Source organism: Amycolatopsis sp. lyj-112 (assembly GCF_046549055.1).
Lineage (GTDB): Bacteria > Actinomycetota > Actinomycetes > Mycobacteriales > Pseudonocardiaceae > Amycolatopsis.
The window spans coordinates 545,396-562,643 of record NZ_JAJPWS010000002.1 but is presented as its reverse complement, the minus strand read 5'-3'; the positions used below and the strand labels follow the sequence as shown (position 1 = coordinate 562,643).

General features: G+C 69.4%; 20 protein-coding genes and 1 riboswitch. Of the genes, 8 read left to right on the top strand and 12 right to left on the bottom strand.

What is annotated here, in order from left to right:
• Positions 1-17 precede the first annotated feature (17 nt).
• The 6 genes from ACLJRL_RS09470 to ACLJRL_RS09445 all read right to left on the bottom strand — a co-directional run bounded on the left by ACLJRL_RS09470 (position 18) and on the right by ACLJRL_RS09445 (position 4,621).
• Entirely contained in the window at positions 18-668 is a 651-nt protein-coding gene (locus ACLJRL_RS09470) for a DUF4190 domain-containing protein (RefSeq protein ID WP_410655699.1), read from the bottom strand.
• A gap of 161 nt (positions 669-829) precedes the next feature.
• The gene (locus tag ACLJRL_RS09465) at positions 830-1,714 is read right to left on the bottom strand and encodes a hypothetical protein (RefSeq protein WP_410655698.1); all 885 of its coding nucleotides are present in this window, start codon (positions 1,712-1,714) and stop codon (positions 830-832) included.
• Positions 1,711-2,187 carry a DUF6932 family protein gene (locus tag ACLJRL_RS09460; protein WP_410655697.1) on the bottom strand — a complete coding sequence of 159 codons (477 nt, stop codon included), beginning with the start codon at positions 2,185-2,187 and terminating at the stop codon, positions 1,711-1,713. The genes ACLJRL_RS09465 and ACLJRL_RS09460 overlap by 4 nt, the downstream gene beginning before the upstream one ends.
• Before the next feature lie 92 nt (positions 2,188-2,279).
• Complete coding sequence (locus ACLJRL_RS09455; RefSeq protein WP_410655696.1) at positions 2,280-2,717, bottom strand: hypothetical protein; 438 nt, start codon at positions 2,715-2,717, stop codon at positions 2,280-2,282.
• Positions 2,718-2,723: 6 nt separating this feature from the next.
• Positions 2,724-3,422 (bottom strand): OmpA family protein, encoded by a 699-nt coding sequence (locus tag ACLJRL_RS09450; RefSeq protein ID WP_410656161.1) that lies wholly within the window; start codon positions 3,420-3,422, stop codon positions 2,724-2,726.
• 359 nt (positions 3,423-3,781) lie between these two features.
• On the bottom strand, positions 3,782-4,621 hold the full coding sequence (locus tag ACLJRL_RS09445) for an SGNH/GDSL hydrolase family protein (RefSeq protein WP_410655695.1): 840 nt from the start codon (positions 4,619-4,621) through the stop codon (positions 3,782-3,784).
• 272 nt (positions 4,622-4,893) lie between these two features.
• Here ACLJRL_RS09445 and ACLJRL_RS09440 point away from each other — a divergent pair, with 272 nt between their 5' ends.
• A complete protein-coding gene (locus ACLJRL_RS09440) occupies positions 4,894-5,622 on the top strand; it encodes a DUF3159 domain-containing protein (protein WP_410655694.1) in 729 nt (242 codons plus the stop codon).
• 107 nt (positions 5,623-5,729) lie between these two features.
• Here the strand turns inward: ACLJRL_RS09440 and ACLJRL_RS09435 are convergent, their stop codons facing one another.
• Together ACLJRL_RS09435 and ACLJRL_RS09430 are read right to left on the bottom strand one after the other, a co-directional pair.
• The gene (locus ACLJRL_RS09435; RefSeq protein ID WP_410655693.1) at positions 5,730-6,695 is read right to left on the bottom strand and encodes an N-acetylglucosamine kinase; all 966 of its coding nucleotides are present in this window, start codon (positions 6,693-6,695) and stop codon (positions 5,730-5,732) included.
• Positions 6,692-7,735, bottom strand: a complete 1,044-nt coding sequence (locus ACLJRL_RS09430) for an SIS domain-containing protein (protein ID WP_410655692.1) — start codon at positions 7,733-7,735, stop codon at positions 6,692-6,694. Before ACLJRL_RS09430 ends, ACLJRL_RS09435 begins: the two co-directional genes overlap by 4 nt.
• Before the next feature lie 138 nt (positions 7,736-7,873).
• Between ACLJRL_RS09430 and ACLJRL_RS09425 the strand changes: the two genes are divergently transcribed.
• Positions 7,874-8,629 (top strand): GntR family transcriptional regulator, encoded by a 756-nt coding sequence (locus ACLJRL_RS09425; protein WP_181772244.1) that lies wholly within the window; start codon positions 7,874-7,876, stop codon positions 8,627-8,629.
• A 139-nt stretch (positions 8,630-8,768) separates the two neighbouring features.
• Positions 8,769-10,283 carry an MFS transporter gene (locus ACLJRL_RS09420; protein ID WP_410655691.1) on the top strand — a complete coding sequence of 505 codons (1,515 nt, stop codon included), beginning with the start codon at positions 8,769-8,771 and terminating at the stop codon, positions 10,281-10,283.
• On the opposite strand, the gene ACLJRL_RS09415 is transcribed toward ACLJRL_RS09420, so the two are convergent.
• Positions 10,280-11,236, bottom strand: a complete 957-nt coding sequence (locus tag ACLJRL_RS09415) for a threonine/serine dehydratase (protein WP_410655690.1) — start codon at positions 11,234-11,236, stop codon at positions 10,280-10,282. The genes ACLJRL_RS09420 and ACLJRL_RS09415 overlap by 4 nt on opposite strands.
• Positions 11,237-11,386: 150 nt before the next feature.
• Between ACLJRL_RS09415 and ACLJRL_RS09410 the strand changes: the two genes are divergently transcribed.
• Positions 11,387-12,094: a hypothetical protein gene (locus ACLJRL_RS09410; RefSeq protein WP_410655689.1), complete on the top strand. Its 708-nt coding sequence runs from the start codon at positions 11,387-11,389 to the stop codon at positions 12,092-12,094.
• A gap of 83 nt (positions 12,095-12,177) precedes the next feature.
• Here the strand turns inward: ACLJRL_RS09410 and thiE are convergent, their stop codons facing one another.
• Positions 12,178-12,837: a thiamine phosphate synthase gene (gene thiE, locus ACLJRL_RS09405; protein ID WP_410655688.1), complete on the bottom strand. Its 660-nt coding sequence runs from the start codon at positions 12,835-12,837 to the stop codon at positions 12,178-12,180.
• A gap of 30 nt (positions 12,838-12,867) precedes the next feature.
• Positions 12,868-12,975, top strand: a riboswitch (TPP riboswitch).
• On the opposite strand from thiE, the gene thiO reads away from it, so the two are divergent.
• The 4 genes from thiO (at position 12,969) to ACLJRL_RS09385 (ending at position 15,541) form a co-directional block, all read left to right on the top strand.
• Positions 12,969-14,045, top strand: a complete 1,077-nt coding sequence (thiO, locus tag ACLJRL_RS09400; RefSeq protein WP_410655687.1) for a glycine oxidase ThiO — start codon at positions 12,969-12,971, stop codon at positions 14,043-14,045. Its footprint overlaps the riboswitch before it by 7 nt.
• Positions 14,045-14,245, top strand: coding sequence for a sulfur carrier protein ThiS (gene thiS, locus ACLJRL_RS09395; RefSeq protein WP_410655686.1), 201 nt, complete (start codon positions 14,045-14,047; stop codon positions 14,243-14,245). The genes thiO and thiS overlap by 1 nt, the downstream gene beginning before the upstream one ends.
• Positions 14,246-14,247: 2 nt before the next feature.
• Entirely contained in the window at positions 14,248-15,006 is a 759-nt protein-coding gene (locus tag ACLJRL_RS09390) for a thiazole synthase (protein ID WP_410655685.1), read from the top strand.
• 109 nt (positions 15,007-15,115) lie between these two features.
• Positions 15,116-15,541 carry a MarR family winged helix-turn-helix transcriptional regulator gene (locus ACLJRL_RS09385; protein WP_410655684.1) on the top strand — a complete coding sequence of 142 codons (426 nt, stop codon included), beginning with the start codon at positions 15,116-15,118 and terminating at the stop codon, positions 15,539-15,541.
• Positions 15,542-15,544: 3 nt separating this feature from the next.
• Here the strand turns inward: ACLJRL_RS09385 and ACLJRL_RS09380 are convergent, their stop codons facing one another.
• Together ACLJRL_RS09380 and thiD are read right to left on the bottom strand one after the other, a co-directional pair.
• The gene (locus ACLJRL_RS09380; RefSeq protein WP_410655683.1) at positions 15,545-16,345 is read right to left on the bottom strand and encodes an ion transporter; all 801 of its coding nucleotides are present in this window, start codon (positions 16,343-16,345) and stop codon (positions 15,545-15,547) included.
• 54 nt (positions 16,346-16,399) lie between these two features.
• Entirely contained in the window at positions 16,400-17,230 is an 831-nt protein-coding gene (gene thiD, locus ACLJRL_RS09375) for a bifunctional hydroxymethylpyrimidine kinase/phosphomethylpyrimidine kinase (RefSeq protein ID WP_410655682.1), read from the bottom strand.
• Positions 17,231-17,248 lie beyond the last annotated feature (18 nt).

The following is a 17,248-nucleotide window of genomic DNA, read 5'->3' as shown; positions in this document are numbered from 1 at the left end:
GACTACTTGCGTGGGTGTCAGCCCGTGTTCGCGGTGCAGAGGGCGATCGTCGCGCCCTTGTTCTCGGCCACCTTCTTGCCGTTGACCAGGATCGAGCAGGCGATCTGGTTGCTGACCGACGCGTTCCTGGTGTCCGCGGTGACAGTGAGCATGTAGTCGCCCGAATTGAACGACGCCGTGCCATTCCAATCGTCGGTACTACCCGGGGTGGTCACGGTCCGCTGATCGCTGAGAGTGCCGAAGCGGACGGTCGCGCCGCCCGAGGCGCTGACGACGAACTCGACCTTGTTCTTGTCTCCGCTGACCGCCGGTATGTGAAGTCCGGACTCGCCGGTGGTGAAGAAAGTGGTGTAGACCAGTAACCCGCTCGCGGCCAGCAAGCCGCCGATCGAAAGCGCCAGTCCGGCTACGCCCATTCCCTTCTTGTCCGCTTCACCCTTCTTGATTTTGATCAAGCCGATTACGGAAAGAGTCATTCCGATTACGGCGAGCGGCCACGCGGCGATCCCTGCGACCGGGACGAAGGCGACTCCGAGCGCCGCCAGGCCGACCAGGAATCCGATGATGACCAGGCCGTTCTTGGGCTTCTTGTGCCGTGTCCCGTGGGTGGCGAACCCCGGCCCGTAGCGGGTGGCCGGAGGATGCGGGAGTGGTGGATCGGTCGGCATACATGCCCTTTCGGCGGGTTCCGTCCGAAGACGTTAACCCATCGTTCGGGGGAATGGCCGAAATTGTTACCTGTCAGAATAAGTCATCATTAAACGATGATCAAGCAGGTATCGATAATGTCTGACGAGAATTGTGGTATCGCCGATTGTCGGATACCCGATCACTGATCGAACAGACTGACCTCGGGAGTGATCTCCAGCAGCTCGTGCACCGGGCGGCCGCGGCGGCCGTCGATCGTCGTCGTCCGCACCACACGCAGCCGCGCGGTCACCGGCCGGTCGAGGTTCTCCTTGATCTCGTCGAGCAGATCCGGCGCGACCGCGCCCTGGATCGTGCCGCCCGATTCACGCTCGAGATAGAAGATCCGCCGACGGGTGCGGACGCCGTCCAGCCTGCCGCTCACCGTCTCGTAGCCGACGGCCTCCCGCGATTCGCGCAGGCTCGAAGACAGGACCCGCGCCTGTTCGGTGGTCATGCTGCGGGTGAGTTCGTCGCCCGACGTCGGGGTCAGCGCCATGCCGATCCCGGCGTGCTTGCTGACCGCGTTCACGATGTCGCTGACCGCGTTTCGGACGGTGTCGCGCTGCAGCAGTACCGCGTCCAGCGCGCCGTCGTCGGAGCCGTTGGCGGGCAGGAAATCGCACAATTCCTTGACCGCGCGCTCGGAAAGCGATTCGAGGCCGTCGTGGATCAGCGCGTCGTCGAGAGCCGGTTCGGGGAATCCGAAGAAGATCGCGTTGCCCGCCTGGCCACGCTGGATCAGCGGCGCCTTTTCCCGGTCCGCGGGCTGGACGAAGGTCACCTCGCCCGACGGGTTGCGGATGATGTGCCCGATCTTCGCGGTCGCGTCCTGCAGCGCCCGGCTGATGTCGGAGAACGTGTACGCGTCGAGATGCGACTCGCCGATGACGGAAACGCGAAGCAGCGGCGAACGGGACGTCCGCTCGAACTTCGCGTACGCGGCCATCGCCGACGCGCGAGCGAGGTCGTCGAGCCAGGTACCGCCGGGGATCTCGTCGGCGATACGCCGGAATTCGTTCCTCACCAGATCACTTCCGGAATTCCCCTGCCACCCGCTGACCACACTTCCTCCCAGATGTCCTCGTCGCCGGGGCGACAGAGGAAGCCGTCGAGCATTCCGCCGACCGGCTGGACCTGGTCGAGGTACATGGCCGGCTGCCCGACGATGACCCCCCGCAGGGTCAGCAGGCCGTAAAGGGCCGAGCGGCCCTCGTCGTCGAGCCGTTTGAGGGCGCCCCATTCGTCCGGGATCAGCACCACGTCCAGCCCGCGCGGCACGTGCGACGTGCGGGCGGTCAGCGCGCCGCCGATCCAGGCGCGGCCGGTCGGCATGATCCGCCGGGCGACCCCGAGGTAGCTGTTCAGCGCGCTGAACAGGATTTCCCGGTCGTTCTGATGGGGCGCGTCGAAGACCAGCCGTTCGTAGACGTCGGCCAGGTCGGCGGGATGGCGGCCCGGAGGCAGCAGGTTGTGCGGCGTCCAATAGGGGAGCGCCAAATCGGAGCCTCCTTCGTGTGCCGGGGCTCCCGATCGAAGAAAAGTACCCGGCTTCACGCTCACAGTGCGTAGCCGAATTTACCAGGTGGGTGTCAGCTGCCGTGCCCCGGCCGGTGCTCGGTGCCGCGTCCGGCGGGCGGCCAGTCCTCGTCGCTCGGCCAGACCGGTTCGGGCTCGTGCGCGCGCTCGCCGTTCTGCCCGCCCGGCTCCGGATCGCCGGAGTGGTAGACCTGCGCCGGGCGCACCGCTTCCGGGGTCAGCTGACCGGCTCGGTGCCCCTCCGCTTCCTGGTCGTACGGCCCGTCGTCGTCCTGGATCCGCGCGGGCGGGATGAACTGCGTCTGCTCGGCCGACAGCGGTTCGGGCTCGGCGTAGGTGAGTGCCGCCGGCCGTTCCCGTTCCTGGACCGGCGCTGGTTCGGAGGCCGGCTCCTCACGCCGCTCGCCGCGCGTCATCAGCCACGTGACGCCGCAGCCGAGGGCGAACGAGATGAGCAGCCAGAGCCAGATCTGCCCGAAGAGCCAGAACATCAGCCATCACCTCTGTTCGACCGTGATGTCGACGCGGCGGCCTTCGCCGCCGGTCCCATCACTGTTCTTGCGTTCGGTGGAGAACACCTGGGCCCGTGGGGCCCCGTTGCGCTCCAAGAACCTTTCGACGGCCTTCGCCCGGTTCAGCGCGAGCTTCTTGTCGGAACCCGTCGCCACCTGCCCGGTGATCCGGAACCGCAGGTTCTCCGGCGCGCCCGTGAGCAGTTTCGCGATCTCCGTCGCGCCGCGTTCGCCGTCCGGGGTCAGCTCGATGCCGTCGGGTTCGAACGTGATCGGGGTGGCGGCCAGCAGACGGTCGATCTCGGCCTGGAAACCGGCCTTGTCCGTCGGCCTGGCCGGCGTCGGGCTGGGTGGCGGGCTCGACGGGGCGGTCTGCGGTGGCGGGCTGGAGGGTTCGCCGCTGGTCGTGACCGGACCGGCGGGCGGGGTGGTGTCCCCGGAGATCTCGACCGTGCGGACGCCGTCGAGCCGCTGGATCGCGTCCATCGCCTGAGCGGCCTTGTCCGGCGGGAAGCCGCTGAGGCTCGCGTCGCGTCCGGAGAAGCTCACCTGGCCGCCGGTGACGCCGACGTCGGCGAGCGCGTTTTTCGCGCGCGCCATCAGGTCGGCCTCGATCCCTCCCGAGGTCGACCACACGGAAATCGCCGTCAAGGCGGCCGTGACCAGCAGCGCTGTAGGCAGCAAGCGGCTCCAGCGTGTACCGGGCATGAAGGGACTGTAAGCCGCGATTCGCCGCTTTGCGAACCGGCTCTTACGCCGTCCGGCCTACAGTGCGGCGGCCGCCGAAGGTGTCGTCAACGGTGTTGAGCTTGGACGGGCCGGTGCGGGGAGCCTGGATCCGCGCCGGTGGTGGATCACCGGGCGGGTCGGGCACGTAACCCTCTTGAGTGACATCGTTCGGCCGTTCGGAGCATCCGATCCGCGAGGGTGTCCTGGCGACAGGAGTGCGGGAAGCCGTGAAGGACTCCTTGAGGGACTCTGAGTCCCTCAAGGAGTCCTTCACGGCTTCCGAGACGTCACTGCACCAGTGCTCACGACCACCTTCAGCTCGCGTGGTGGTGGATCGTTCGGACCGGCAGCATCGGCTCGGCCGGGAGCGGGACCCCGGTCGTGTCCAGCGGCAGCAGCGGCGCGAGCTCGGGGCGCTTCGGCGACAGGCCGTCGCCCATCGACTGGCCCTTGAGCTGACGCCGGATCCACGGCAGCAGGTGCGCCTTCGTCCACTCGAGGTCGGAGCGGCGCGAAGTGATCCACGTGTGCGGCTCGTCGGACTCCGGCCACGGCTCACGCCAGTCGTCGGCCGCCGGGACGCCGAGGACCTCGGCCGCGCGCAGCGCGATCCGGCGGTGAGCCTCGGGGGTGAAGTGCAGCCTGTCGTCGCTCCAGGCGCGGCGGTCGTGCAGCGGCGCCATCGCCCACATGTCGACCAGTTTCGCGCCGTGGCGGTCGGCGATCGCCCACAGATGGGCGTTGTAGATGCCGACCTTGCCGCGCAGCACGTGCATGACCGACAGGTACTTGGTGTCCGGGCCGTTGAAGATGAGCACCGGGATCCCGGCCTGGCGCAGCTTGGCGACCCCCTCCTCCAGCCGCGCGGCCACGGCGTCCACGTCCGCGCCCGGCACGATGATGTCGTTCCCGCCCGCGCACAGCGTGACCAGGTCCGGCTTGACCTCGAGAGCGATCGGCAGCTGCTCGTCCAGGATCTCGTCGAGCATCTTGCCGCGGAGGGCGAGGTTCGCGTACTGGAAGTCGTGCCTGCCTTCGGCGAGGATCTCGGCGAGCCTGTCCGCCCAGCCCCGGAAGGAGCCGTCGGGCAGTCCGTCGTTGAGCCCTTCGGTGAAGCTGTCACCGATCGCCACGTAGCTGTCGAATCCGTACACGTTGGGTCCCCTTCCGTCCGTGTTCCCCCGGTTGATACTTGTACATCACAACTAACAGCTCAGAGGGCCCCTGCAATCCCGTCTGACCGAACTCGTGGTTCAACCCCTCGACACAGTCTCGTAGTTTGTCGGACGTCCATGCATCTCCATTACTGGGATGTACACTCCGTTGCTGCGAAGATTCCCCTCAAGTGGGCGTAAACCGGACACAGGATGTGGCGAACATCTCCCCGGCCGGGTGCTCACGCTCTTCGATCCGGCAGGCTGTAAGGGTGACCTACCATCCCCCGCGCGAGTCGCTCGCCCAGATCCTCGGCGGTCGGCGTGGCGCCATCGACGCGAGTATCCCGCCGGCGGCCTTCGTCGTCGGTTGGCTCGCCGCGGACCAGTCGATCGCCTGGGGTGCCGGGGTGGCCATCGGGGTGGCGGTGCTGCTCGGTGCCTACCGGATCGCGCGCGGTGACAAGGCACGCGCGGTCGTGGTGAGCCTCGCCGCGGTGATCGCCGCCGCGCTGATCGCCCTGCACACCGGGCGCGCCGAAGACTTCTTCCTCATCCAGCTGCTGTCCAATGTGGCCAGCGCGCTGCTGTGGGCGGCCAGCATCGTGATCCGGTGGCCGCTGCTCGGCGTCATCGTCGGCCTGCTGCTCGGCCAGAAGACCCGCTGGCGGCGCGATCCCGAACTGGTGCGCGCGTATTCGCGGGCGAGCTGGGTGTGGGTCTTCGGCCAATACGCCCTGCGAGTGCTCGTGTACGGCTCGTTGTGGTGGAGCGGGCAGGTGGTCGCGCTCGGCATCGCGCGGACGGTGCTGTCCTGGCCGCTGGTCGCCGTGACGGTCGCCACGAGCGGCTGGGTGCTCTACCGGACGCTGCCGGCCGAACATCCCGGTCTGCGGGTGGTGGAAGACGCCGACGCCACGGACAAGGCCACCGAAGAAGTCATCGAGGACGACGCGGACGTGGCAGGCAAGAACCCCTCGGACGGGCTACCCAGGACATAAGGCGGCCCCCGGCGAGGGGGGAGGGTCCGGGGGCCGGGTCCTACGGTACCCGGAGTTCGGGCCCGGAGTCGATGTTTTGGTCTTTTAGCCGGATCTTTTGGTGTTTTTCATGCGGGCACGGGCCGGGGCGCCCCTTCCCCGTAGGCGTCGACGGCGGCCAGCCAGGCCGCACCCAGGACGCCGTCGGTGCTGGTCAGGACTTCGATACCGGCCAGCTCGGCCCGGACCTTCGCGCCCACCGGGCCTGCGGGCGAGAGCACACTGCCGACCAGCACGACTGGAGTCGACTCGCCGGGTTCACGCGCGCTCATGACGTTGGTCACCAGAAGCGCGGCCGCCCGGGTGGTGATCCGGTCCGCCGCCGGGTCCCCGGCGGCGGAGGCCTCGCTGACCAACGGGGCGAACCTGGCGAGCCGGATCGGCGTCTCGGCGTTGGCGCTCGTGATGAGCGCGCGCCACGTCGCCGTCCGGGTTTCGGTGTCCCGGCCGCTCGCCGCGTCCACTGCGGACTGTCCGAGCGCCTCGGCGAGTACGGCGTTGGCGAGCACGCCCAGTTCGGTTCCCTGGCCGAGAACATCCAAAGTGGAGCGAACGGCTTCGCGGCCGAGCCAGTACGCCGAACCTTCGTCACCGAGCAACCAGCCGTAGCCGCCGAAGGTCGAGACCAGCCGCCTGCCGCGGACCCGGCCGGCGATCGACCCCGTACCGGCCACCAGTACCGAACCATCCGGCGCCGAAGTGGCCGACGCGTAGGCGACTTCGGAGTCGGGGACCGTCCGCACAGGACTGATCCCCAAGTTCTTCCAGGCGGTCTCGAAGATCGCCGCGATCGACGGGTCGCTCAGCTTGCTGACCCCGGCCATGCCGACGACGCACGCGGCCGTCGCGGCCGGGTCCAGGGTGCCGAGCGCGTCGGTGATCGCGCTCGCGATCCGCGCCGCGGCTTCCTGTGGTGGATGGGAGTTGGGGTTCGCGCCGCCCGCGCGCCCGGTGCCCAGGACGGCGCCGGAGGCGTCGACGGCGATCGCTCGCGTCGACGTGCCTCCGGCGTCCACACCGACGACGTGGGTCACCTGGTCTTGGTCACCTTGAGCAGCCCGCGCGGGTTGTCCGGGTCACCGCCGCGTGCCAGCGAAAGGCCCAGTGCGATCCGCTGAATGGGCAGGATCTCCAGGATCGGCGCGACTTCTTCGGCCGAAGGGGCGACGCCGATCCGCAGCGCGGCGGGGACATCGCCCGCGGCGGAACCGACCGCGAGCACGTCCGCGCCGCGTTTGCCGACGGCCTCGACGACCTCCTGCATCGCGCCGACTCCGTGCCCCGCACTCGTCACCGCGAGCACCGCGGTCTCGCCGTCGACGGCGGCGACCGGGCCGTGCAACAGGTCCGCGCCGCTGTACGCGCGGGCCGCGAGGTAGCTGGTTTCCGCCAGTTTCAGGGAACCTTCGAGCGCCGAGGCGTAGGAGTAGCCGCGGCCCGTGGTGAGCACCCGGTCGACGAAGCGGTAGCGATCCACCGCGCGCTGCACGCCTTCGTCGGAGCCGTCGAGGGTCTGCTGCGCGAGTTCGCCCAGCTTCTCCGCGTCCTCGCCCTTGCCGCCGCGGACCGCGTCGATCAGAAGGTAAAGCGAGAGCAAGGTGGCGGAGTACGTCTTCGTCGCGGCGACGGCTTTTTCCAGTCCCGCTCCGATGTCCACGCCGAGTTCGGCGGCGGCGCGCAGCGGCGACTCCGGGGTGTTGGTGACCGAGACGGTCAGCGCTCCCTGGCGACGCGCGGTTTCGGTGACCTCGATGAGATCGGGGGATCCGCCGCTTTGGCTTACTGTGATGAAGAGAACGTCCCGCAGATCGGGACGGGCACCGTACAAAGTCGCCGTGGAGGGCGAGACGAGACCGGCGGGAAGACCGAGGAGTACTTCGATCAGGTACTTCGCATACAGGGCGGCGTGGTCACTGGAGCCCCGGGCGGCGAGCAGTGCGAACCTGGGCGGGCGCTTGGAGATGGCTTCGGCCACCTCGGCGATTTCGGCCTGTCGCTCCACGATTCCTGCCAGAATGGCGGGTTGCTGGGAGATCTCTGCGGCCATGTGCTCGCCGGGGCGCTGTTCGGTCATCTCGTTCCCTTCCACCGGGACGTACCTCGTCCCCTGTAGGTCTAGACCAATACTAGCCCGAATGGACGTTTGTGGTGAAGGGTACGTTTCTTAGCGGGGCAGGTGCGCGTTTGAGTGGGAAGGCTTAGGGAGTCGGTCATGTTGGAGACAACCACCGCGGGTGAGGCGGGCGCTACAGCAGGGATGCGCGGACAGCGCGAACCCAAGTACTGGGCGCTGAAACAGCATCTCCTCGATTTGCTCGACGCGTTGCCGCCGGGCTCGCCGATTCCGACGGAACGGGCACTGGCGGGGGAATTCACCGTCTCGCGCACCACGGTCCGGCAGGCGCTCGCCGACCTGACCGCCGAGGGCAGGCTCCACCGCGTACAGGGCAAGGGCACTTTCGCCGCCGAGCCGAAACTCGCGCAGCGGCTGCAGTTGTCGTCCTACACCGAGGACATGCGCAAACAGGGCCTCAAGCCGTCGTCGAAGCTGCTGGAGATCGACGAACTGCCGGTCGAGGCCGATCTGGCGAAACTGCTCGGAATCCGGGTCGGTGCGAAAATCCTTCGCCTTCGGCGGCTCCGGCTCGCCGATTCGCAGCCGATGGCGCTGGAGACCACGCATCTCCCGCTGGGCCGGTTCCGCGGTTTGCGCAAACACGTCTCCGCGGGCGGTTCGCTCTACGCAGTGCTGCGGGAGCACTACGGCGTGGAGCTGGAAAGGGCCGAGGAAACGATCGAGACGGCACTCGCCGGACCGCACGAGGCCGAGATGCTGGGCGCCGACGTCGGGATGCCGATGTTGCTCCTTTCGCGGCATTCTTTCGCCACCGACGGAAAGCCGGTCGAGTTCGCCCGCGCCATCTACCGAGGTGATCGTTACAAGTTCGTCACGACGCTCTTGCCTTGAGCGCGCAGCGCTGTGCGGACTCCCCGTCCGCGCTGGCGCGCTTCCGGGGAGTCGGTCCGCCGGTCACCGCGCTCTGGTCACCCAGGCGCGGTCCCTAACCGCCCTGGCTTGGGGAGGGGTGTCGTGATTCAGTCGGGTCATGACTGACACGGCGGCGGGTATCCGGTGGGGGACGCCGGTGGCGCGCGGGGTGCTCGCGACGACCATCGTCGGCTCGGGCATGGCGATGCTCGACGGGACGATCATCAACGTCGCACTCCCGAGGATCGGCGAGGAGCTCGGCGCCTCCGTCGCGGGACTGCAGTGGATCCTCGACGGCTATCTGCTCGCCCTCGCCGCGCTGATCCTCGTCGCCGGTTCGCTCGGCGACCGCTACGGCCGCCGCCGGATGTTCCTCATCGGCGTCGTCTGGTTCGGCGTCGCCTCCGGGCTGTGCGCCGCCGCGACGTCGACCGAGATGCTCGTCGCGACCCGGATCCTGCAGGGCATCGGGGGAGCTTTGCTGACGCCCGGCTCGCTCGCGATCCTGCAGGCGTCCTTCGCCCACGACGACCGGGCCCGCGCGATCGGCGCGTGGTCCGGGCTCGGCGGTATCGCCGCCGCGATCGGCCCGCTGCTCGGCGGCGTGCTGGTGCAGGTGTGGTCATGGCGGCTGGCGTTCCTGATCAATCTGCCGCTGGCCGCGGTCTGCGTCCTGCTCGCCCGGCGCTACGTGCCCGAGTCGCGGGACGAGCAGGCCACCGGGCATCCGGACTTCCTCGCGGCCGCCGTCGGCGCCGTCGGTCTCGCCGGGCTGACCGGCGCGCTCGTCGAGGCGCCCGGGCGAGGCATCGGTGACCCGATCGTCCTGATCGCCGGTGTGCTCGGCGTCGCGGGACTGGGCGCGTTCCTGGTGATCCAGCACCGCTCGGCCGACCCGCTGGTGCCGCCGAAGCTGTTCCGCGACCGCACGTTCAGCCTCGCGAACGCCCTGACCTTCGTCGTCTACGCCGCACTCGGCGGCGTGATGATGCTGATGGTGATGCAACTTCAGGTGTCACTGGACTATTCGCCGACTGCGGCGGGCCTCGCCGGACTGCCGATCACCGTGATCATGCTGCTGTTCTCCGGCCGCTCGGGCGCGCTGGCGCAGCGGATCGGGCCGAGGGCGCAACTGGTGATCGGCCCGATCCTGGTCGGCGTCGGCATGCTGCTGCTGATGCGCGTTGAACCGGGGTCGACGTACCTCGGTTCGGTGCTGCCCGCCGTCGTCGTGTTCGGGCTCGGGCTGGCCACCGTCGTCGCGCCGGTGACCGCGACCGTGCTCGCCGCCGCGCCGGACCGCTACGCCGGGGTGGCGTCCGGGGTCAACAACGCCATCGCCCGCTCCGGCGGGCTGCTCGCCATCGCTGTACTCCCCGCCGTCGCCGGGCTGTCCGGAGCCGCGTACGCCGATCCGGTGGCGCTGACGTCGGGCTGGCGGACGGCGTTGCTGGTCTGCGCGGCGCTGGCCATCGGGGGCGGGCTGATCGCGCTCGGCATCCACAACGGCGTTCTGGATGCCCCTTCCGACGAGCCTGCCGTCGCCGACGAGTCGCCGCACCCCGGCGAGTGCCTCCACTGCGGTGTCGATTCGCCGCCGACGCACGTGCGGCCCGCCGGCCACCCCGGTTAGCGGGTGAGTCGGGACGGAACCAGGATCTCCGCCAGCGTCGCCGGGTCGAGGTTGCCGCCGGAGACGACGGAAACGGTCTTGCCCTCCGGGAACTCGTCGCGGTGGAACAGGAACGCCGCCGTCGCGGTGGCGCCGCTCGGTTCGGTGATCAGCCGGGAGCGGTGCGCCAGCGTCCGGACGGCCGCGCGGATCTCGTCCTCGGTGACGGTGATGATGCCGTCCAGCACCGACTGGAGGTGCGCGAAGGTCAGGTCCGACGGCTCCGCGCGCAGGCCGTCGGCGATGGTCCGCGCCCGCAGTTCCACCGGCCACTCGATCCGCTTGCCCGCGCGCAGGCTCTCGGCCGCGTCGGCGGCCAGTTCCGGCTCGACTCCGAAGACCTTCGCCTCCGGTCGCAGCGCCTTGATCGCCGTGCCGACGCCGGAGGCCAGCCCACCGCCGCTGACCGGGACGAGCACGACGTCGGCGTCCGGCAGGTCCTCGGCGATCTCCAGGCCGACGGTGCCCTGCCCGGCGATGACGTCGCGGTGGTCGTACGGCGGGATGAAGGCGAGCTTCCGCTCCTCGGCGACGGCGAGCGCGGCGGACTGCTGGTCGCCGATGGGGACCTCGATGACTTCGGCGCCGAGCGCCTGGGTGGCTTCGACCTTGGCGCGCGGTGCGACGTCCGGAACGATGATCACCGCGGGAACGCCGAATCGCTTCGCCGCGTAGGCGACCGCTTGCGCGTGGTTGCCGCTGGAAAACGCGACGACGCCGCGAGCGCGTTGATCTTCAGGCAAGGCGGCGATCGCATTGTACGCGCCGCGAACCTTGAAAGCGCCGATCTCCTGCAGGCTTTCCGGCTTCAGCCACAACGACGCCCAGGATTGTTTCAGCAACGGCGTCCGCACCGCGGCACCCTTGATCCGGCTCGCCGCATCGCGAATCTCTTCGATTGAAACCAGTTCCATATGCCTGAGTATGTCAAGGAATTGCGCATATTCGCGAGTCCTTTTTGGACAGACGGCGTGGCGCTCCTCACGTACGGACAACGAAGGGAGCATCTCATGCGCCTTAACCGTTAGGACCGGGTGAGGATCGACTATCGGCAGAACGGGATCATGAGCAAGGAGACTTCCGAAAAAGACATCGAAAAGACCGAGAAGCAGGGGCGGATCGTCCAGGTGCTGGCGGCCGCGCTGGCCGCGGTCACCGCCGCGTTGCTCGGTTCCACGATCGGCGTCGCGGGCACGGTGCTCGGCGCCGGCCTGGCGAGCGTGATCACGACGCTCGGCGGCGAGCTGTACCTGCGCTCGCTGCAGCGGACGCGTGACGCCGCGGTGAAGGCACGGGAGGTGCTGACCGTCCCTGGACGGCGACGGGTGCTCGACCCGGCCGAGCAGGAGACCGTCCGGCTCACCCCGCCCGACGGCGAAGAAGAGGGTGAGAAGCCCGAGCGGAAGTTCAAACCGCGCTGGGCGGTGATCGCCGGCGTCAGCGTGGCCGCTTTCGCGGTGGCGATCCTCGCCATCACCGGCTTCGAAGGCGCGACCGGGAAGACCTTCGGTGGTGGGAACGGGACGACCATAGGGAAGATCGTCGGCGGCGGGCAGGCCCAGGAGCAGCAGAACAAGCAGGACGCTCCGCCGGTGACTCCTTCGGAGACCCCCGACGACCAGCCCGAGACGACGCCGTCGACCACGCCGTCCACCCCGGCGACACCCACGACGCCGACCACGACACCGTCGGCTCCCACCACGACGCCGTCGACCTCCCAGGCGCCCCCGACGACCCAGTCCGCCCCTTCCTCGGCCCCCACGACCCCCTGACGACCCCGACGACCTCGCAATTCGTCCTCTAGTTGCGGTAGTTCGTATCGCCAACTACCGCAACTAGAGGACGAAACGCGGGGTCAGGGGAGGGCGGAGCGCAGGGTGCGGGCGGCGGCTTCGGGGTCTTCGGCATCGGTGATCGCTCGGACGACGACGATGCGCGAAGCACCCGCGTCCAGGACCTCCGGCAGACGCTCGGCGTCGATCCCGCCGATCGCGAACCACGGCCGGGACGTGCCGAAAGCCGCCGTCGCGCGCACCAGGTCGAGCCCGGGCGCCGAGCGGCCGGGCTTCGTCGGCGTCGGCCAGCACGGGCCGGTGCAGAAGTAGTCGACGCCGGGTTCCTCGGCCGCGGCCTTGGCCTGCTCGACCGAATGGGTGGATCGGCCGATCACCACGTCGTCGCCGAGGATCCGCCGGGCGAGTGACACCGGGATGTCGTCCTGGCCGAGGTGCAGCACGTGCGCGCCGACGGCGAGCGCGACGTCCGCGCGGTCGTTCACCGCCAGCAGCTTGCCGTGCTTCTCACACGCCTCCGCCAGCACTTCCAGCGCCGCGATCTCGTGTGCCGCCTCCAGCGGTGAGCCGCCGGTCTTGTCCCGCAACTGGATGATGTCGACCCCGCCGGCCAGCGCCGCGTCGGCGAATTCGGCGAGGTCGCCGCGGCCGGACCGGGCGTCGGTGCAGAGATAGAGCCGGGCATCCGCGAGCCGGGCGCGGACCTGCGTGTGGGTGGGCATGGCGGGGACGGTACCTGCGCGCTACGGTGAGGTGGTCCGCACGGGAGCCCGAGGACGGGCTGAGAGGGAGCCGAAACCGCTCCGACCGTGGAACCTGATCCGGGTCATGCCGGCGCAGGGAGCGTGCGTTCATGAGAGAAATTTCCGTAGTCGGCGGCGGCGTCATCGGCCTGTCGATCGCTTGGCGTGCCGCTGTGCGCGGCCACCGCGTCACCGTCCACGACCCCGATCCAGGCCGCGGCGCGTCCTGGCTCGCGGGCGGCATGCTCGCGCCGGTCACCGAGGCCTGGCCCGGCGAAGAGGACGTCCTCACTCTTGGCGAGGCGTCGTTGCGGCGCTGGCCGGACTTCGCCCGTGACCTGGCCGAAGAGGGCGTCGATCCGGGCCTGTCGCCGCACGGAACCCTTGTCGTCGCGCTGGACAGCGCCGACGCCGGGAACCTCGAAATGCTCGCCGCGTACCTCACCGAACTCGGCCGCGAGGTCGAGCAGCTCACCGGTCGTGACGTCCGCCGCACCGAACCCGGACTCGCCGCCACTGTCCGAAGTGGACTCTTGGTGCCCGGGGATCTGGCCGTGGACAACAGAAGGCTGCTGCAAGCGCTCAAACACGCCTGCGACAAGCACGAAGTCGAGTTCCGCCTCAAGACGGTCTCGGACCTCGAAGACCTCGAAGGCGACGTCGTCCTCGCCGCGGGCGCCTGGACCGGGCGCCTGCATCCCGCCCTCGCCGACGCCGTCCGCCCGCTGAAGGGCGAGATCCTCCGCCTGCGACCTCGCCGCGGCTGCCTGCCGCCGCCGCGCCGGACGGTCCGCGCGATGGTCGAGGGACGCCCGATCTACCTCGTCCCGCGCGACGACGGCGAACTCGTGCTCGGCGCGACCCAGTACGAGGCCGGGTTCGACGAGACCGTCACCGTGCGCGGAGTCCGTGAGCTGCTCGAAGGCGCGGAGCGTGTCTTCCCGGGCATCACCGAATACGAACTGGTCGAGACCGCTGCCGGGCTGCGCGCGGCGAGCGTCGACACGATGCCTTTCATCGGTGAGCTGGGCGAAGGCGTCTTCGCCGCTACGGGCCACCATCGCAACGGCCTCCTGATGGCCCCGGTCACCGCGGACGCCGCGGTGGCCTGGCTGGACGGCGTGCCGTTGCCGGACGAGACCGCCGCGGCCACCCCGGCGCGGCTGCGCAGCGAGGAGCGCGTGTGATGGAGATCAAGGTCAACGGCCAGTGGCGCGAGTTCCCCGACGGGACGACCGTCGCGGCCGTGCTCGAAGCGCTGGGCACGGCGACACAGGGCGTCGCGGTCGCGGTGGACGGCGTCGTCGTCCGGCGCGGCGAATGGCCGGAATCCGTGGTGTGCAAGGGCGCCAGCGTCGACATCCTGACCGCGGTCCAAGGAGGCTGAAAATGGACGGTGACCACCTCGTCATCGGCGAGCACAAGCTCTCGTCACGGCTCGTCATCGGAACCGGCGGTACGGCGAACCTCGCCGTGCTGGAACGCGCGCTGGTGGCGTCCGGCACGGAATTGACCACCGTCGCGATGCGCCGCGCGGACGCCGAGGGCGGCTCCGGCGTGCTGGAACTGCTGCGGCGCCTCGGTATCCGCCTGCTGCCCAACACCGCCGGCTGCCGCACGGCCGCCGAAGCCGTGCTCACCGCGCGGCTGGCGCGGGAGGCGCTCGACACCGACCTCGTCAAGCTGGAGGTCCACGCGGACGACCGGACGTTGCTGCCGGATCCGTTCGAGACCCTCGAAGCGGCCGAACAGCTCACCGCCGACGGCTTCACCGTGCTCGCCTACACCAACGACGACCCGGTGCTGGCGCTGCGGCTGGAGGAGGCGGGCTGCGCGGCCGTGATGCCGCTCGGCGCGCCGATCGGCACCGGTCTCGGCATCCGGAACCCGCACAACATCGAGCTGATCGTGGCGCGCGCGGGTGTCCCGGTGATCCTCGACGCCGGGATCGGCACGGCGTCGGACGCGACGCTGGCGATGGAACTCGGCTGCGACGCCGTCCTGCTCTCCACCGCCGTGACCAGGGCGGCGGACCCGGAACGGATGGCGTCGGCGATGCGCGCCGCGGTCGTGGCCGGGCGGCTGGCCGCCGGTGCGGGCCGGATTCCGCAGCGGTTCTGGGCCCACGCCTCGAGCCCGCCTCGATGAACCTTTTGTACGGTTCACGGCCTTAACGGCGAGTGCGCTGCCGAAGCCCGTATCGTTGACGGCACTCTCCGGCGGCGCACCCGCCGCCGTGAACCCAGAGGAGCCAGTGGTGACCACGTCAGCGGTCCAGGACGTTTCGGGCAGATTGTTCCTGGCGGTGGGCCGGTTGTCCCGGTCCCTGCGCCAGGCGGGAGTGCCCGGACCCGGCCACGGCGCGATCTCGGCGCTCGCCACGCTCGTGAACTACGGGCAGCTTCGTCTGGGTGACCTCGCGGCGAAGGAAGGCGTCGCCGCGGCCACCATGTCGAGGATCGTCGCTTCGCTCGTCGAGGCCGGCTACGTCAGCCGCGAATCGGACCCGGTCGACAGGCGCGCCTGGCTCGCGCAGGCCACCGAAGAGGGCGAGCGGATGGTGTCCGGCGTCCGGTCGACGCGCGTGAACGAACTGGGACGTCGTCTCGAAAAGCTGACTCCGGAGCACCAGGCCGCGCTGGCAGCGGCTCTGCCTGCGCTCGAAGCGCTGGTCGCGGACTGAGACTCAGGCGTTCTGTTTCAACTCGGCGACTTCGGCGCGAAGAGCCCGAAGCTCGTCGAGGATCTCCTTGTTCGCCGCAGCCTGGGTTTCGGCCTGCTTCGCCTCCTCCTCGCGGAAGTCCTGGCGAAGCTCGTCCTCCATCCCGCTGACCACGACGGCGATGAAGAGGTTCAGCACCGCGAAGCTGGATACGAGGATGTACACGACGAAGAACACCCAGGCCATGGGTGCTTCCCGCATGACTTCCTTGGCGATGTCCGGCCACGCCTCGCCGGTCATCACCTGGAACAGGGTGAACAGCGAAGTGCCGAGGTCGCCGAAGTTGTCCGGCGAGATGGCGCCGAACAGTTTCGTCGCCATCACGCCCGCGACGAAGATGATCAACCCGAGCAGCGCGGCGATCGACGCCATCCCGGGGATCGCGGTGAGCAGGCCGGAGACGACCTTCCGCATCGACGGCACGACCGAGATCAGCCGCAGGATCCGCAACACGCGCAACGCCCGCAGCACCGCGAACGGTCCGGTCGCCGGGATCACCGCGATGCCGACGACGGCCAGGTCGAAGATGTTCCACGGATCGCGGAAGAACTTCGCGCGGTAGGCGTAGAACTTCGCGCCCAGTTCGAGCACGAAGATCCCGAGCGCGAGGTAGTCGAGCGTGTGCAGCAGGCGCCCGTACTCACCGACGATCCGCGTGGAGGTCTCCAAGCCGAGCGTGACGGCGTTGAAGATGATCACCGCGATGATGAAGTTCTGGAAGCGGCGGGCCTCGACGACCTCGGCCACCCTCTCGCGTCCGGTCAACGCCCCGCCCCTGTTCGCTGGTTCCTTCGGCGCAGATCGTAACCGGACGAGTTCTCAGTGCTCCGGCGCAAGCCTCCAGAAAGCCGAAACCGGACCGACCTTCGCGCCCATGGAGTAGGCGTTTTCGACGGCGTGTGAAACGAACCACTTGCCGTACCGCGCGGCCTCCACCACGGACATCCCCTTCGCGAGACCGGCCGTCAGCGCCGACGCCATGGTGTCCCCGGCGCCGTGCGTGTGCTGCGTCGCGAACCGCTCACCGGGCAGTTCCACGAACGTCGAGCCGTCGAAGAGCACGTCGACGCATTCCGGGTCGGACACCAGATGGCCGCTCTTCACCAGGACGTACCTCGGGCCGAGCCGGTGCAGGACGACGGCCGCCTGGTGCATCTGCTCGCGGGTGGTCACGGTCATCCCGGTCAGCAGCCGGACCTCGTCGAGGTTGGGCGTGAGGACGGTCGCGCGCGGCAGGAGTTCGTCCCGCAGCGCCACGAGACCGGCGTCGTCGAACAGCGGATGCCCGTGCATCGAGGCCGCGACCGGGTCGACCACGAACGGCACCTTGCGGTGGCGCCCGATGTCGGCCTTGTCGCACGCGGCGGCGACGGCGTGGATGATCTCGGCCGAGGCGAGCATGCCGGTCTTGGCCGCGTTGACGCCCATGTCGGCCGCGACGGCCTCGATCTGTCCCGCGACGATATGCGCCGGGATGTCGGTGCGGTCGTGCACGCCGAGGGTGTTCTGGACGGTCACCGCGGTGACCGCGACCAGGCCGTGCACGCCGCAGGTGAGGAACGTGCGCAGGTCCGCCTGCAGGCCGGCGGCGCCGCCGGAGTCGGAGCCGGCGATGGTCAGCGCGGTCGGCGGGCTCGGGTTTTCGCTCATGGGTTCATTTTCCCGACT

Coding starts and splice junctions, on each gene's coding strand:
- ACLJRL_RS09410 (WP_410655689.1), top strand. CDS start 11,387: ATGAGCAAGGAGACTTCCGAAAAAGACATCGAAAAGACCGAGAAGCAG.
- thiS (WP_410655686.1), top strand. CDS start 14,045: ATGGAGATCAAGGTCAACGGCCAGTGGCGCGAGTTCCCCGACGGGACG.
- thiD (WP_410655682.1), bottom strand. CDS start 17,230: ATGAGCGAAAACCCGAGCCCGCCGACCGCGCTGACCATCGCCGGCTCC.
- ACLJRL_RS09425 (WP_181772244.1), top strand. CDS start 7,874: ATGTTGGAGACAACCACCGCGGGTGAGGCGGGCGCTACAGCAGGGATG.
- thiE (WP_410655688.1), bottom strand. CDS start 12,837: ATGCCCACCCACACGCAGGTCCGCGCCCGGCTCGCGGATGCCCGGCTC.
- ACLJRL_RS09455 (WP_410655696.1), bottom strand. CDS start 2,717: ATGTTCTGGCTCTTCGGGCAGATCTGGCTCTGGCTGCTCATCTCGTTC.
- ACLJRL_RS09390 (WP_410655685.1), top strand. CDS start 14,248: ATGGACGGTGACCACCTCGTCATCGGCGAGCACAAGCTCTCGTCACGG.
- ACLJRL_RS09470 (WP_410655699.1), bottom strand. CDS start 668: ATGCCGACCGATCCACCACTCCCGCATCCTCCGGCCACCCGCTACGGG.
- ACLJRL_RS09430 (WP_410655692.1), bottom strand. CDS start 7,735: ATGACCGAACAGCGCCCCGGCGAGCACATGGCCGCAGAGATCTCCCAG.
- thiO (WP_410655687.1), top strand. CDS start 12,969: ATGAGAGAAATTTCCGTAGTCGGCGGCGGCGTCATCGGCCTGTCGATC.
- ACLJRL_RS09415 (WP_410655690.1), bottom strand. CDS start 11,236: ATGGAACTGGTTTCAATCGAAGAGATTCGCGATGCGGCGAGCCGGATC.
- ACLJRL_RS09420 (WP_410655691.1), top strand. CDS start 8,769: ATGACTGACACGGCGGCGGGTATCCGGTGGGGGACGCCGGTGGCGCGC.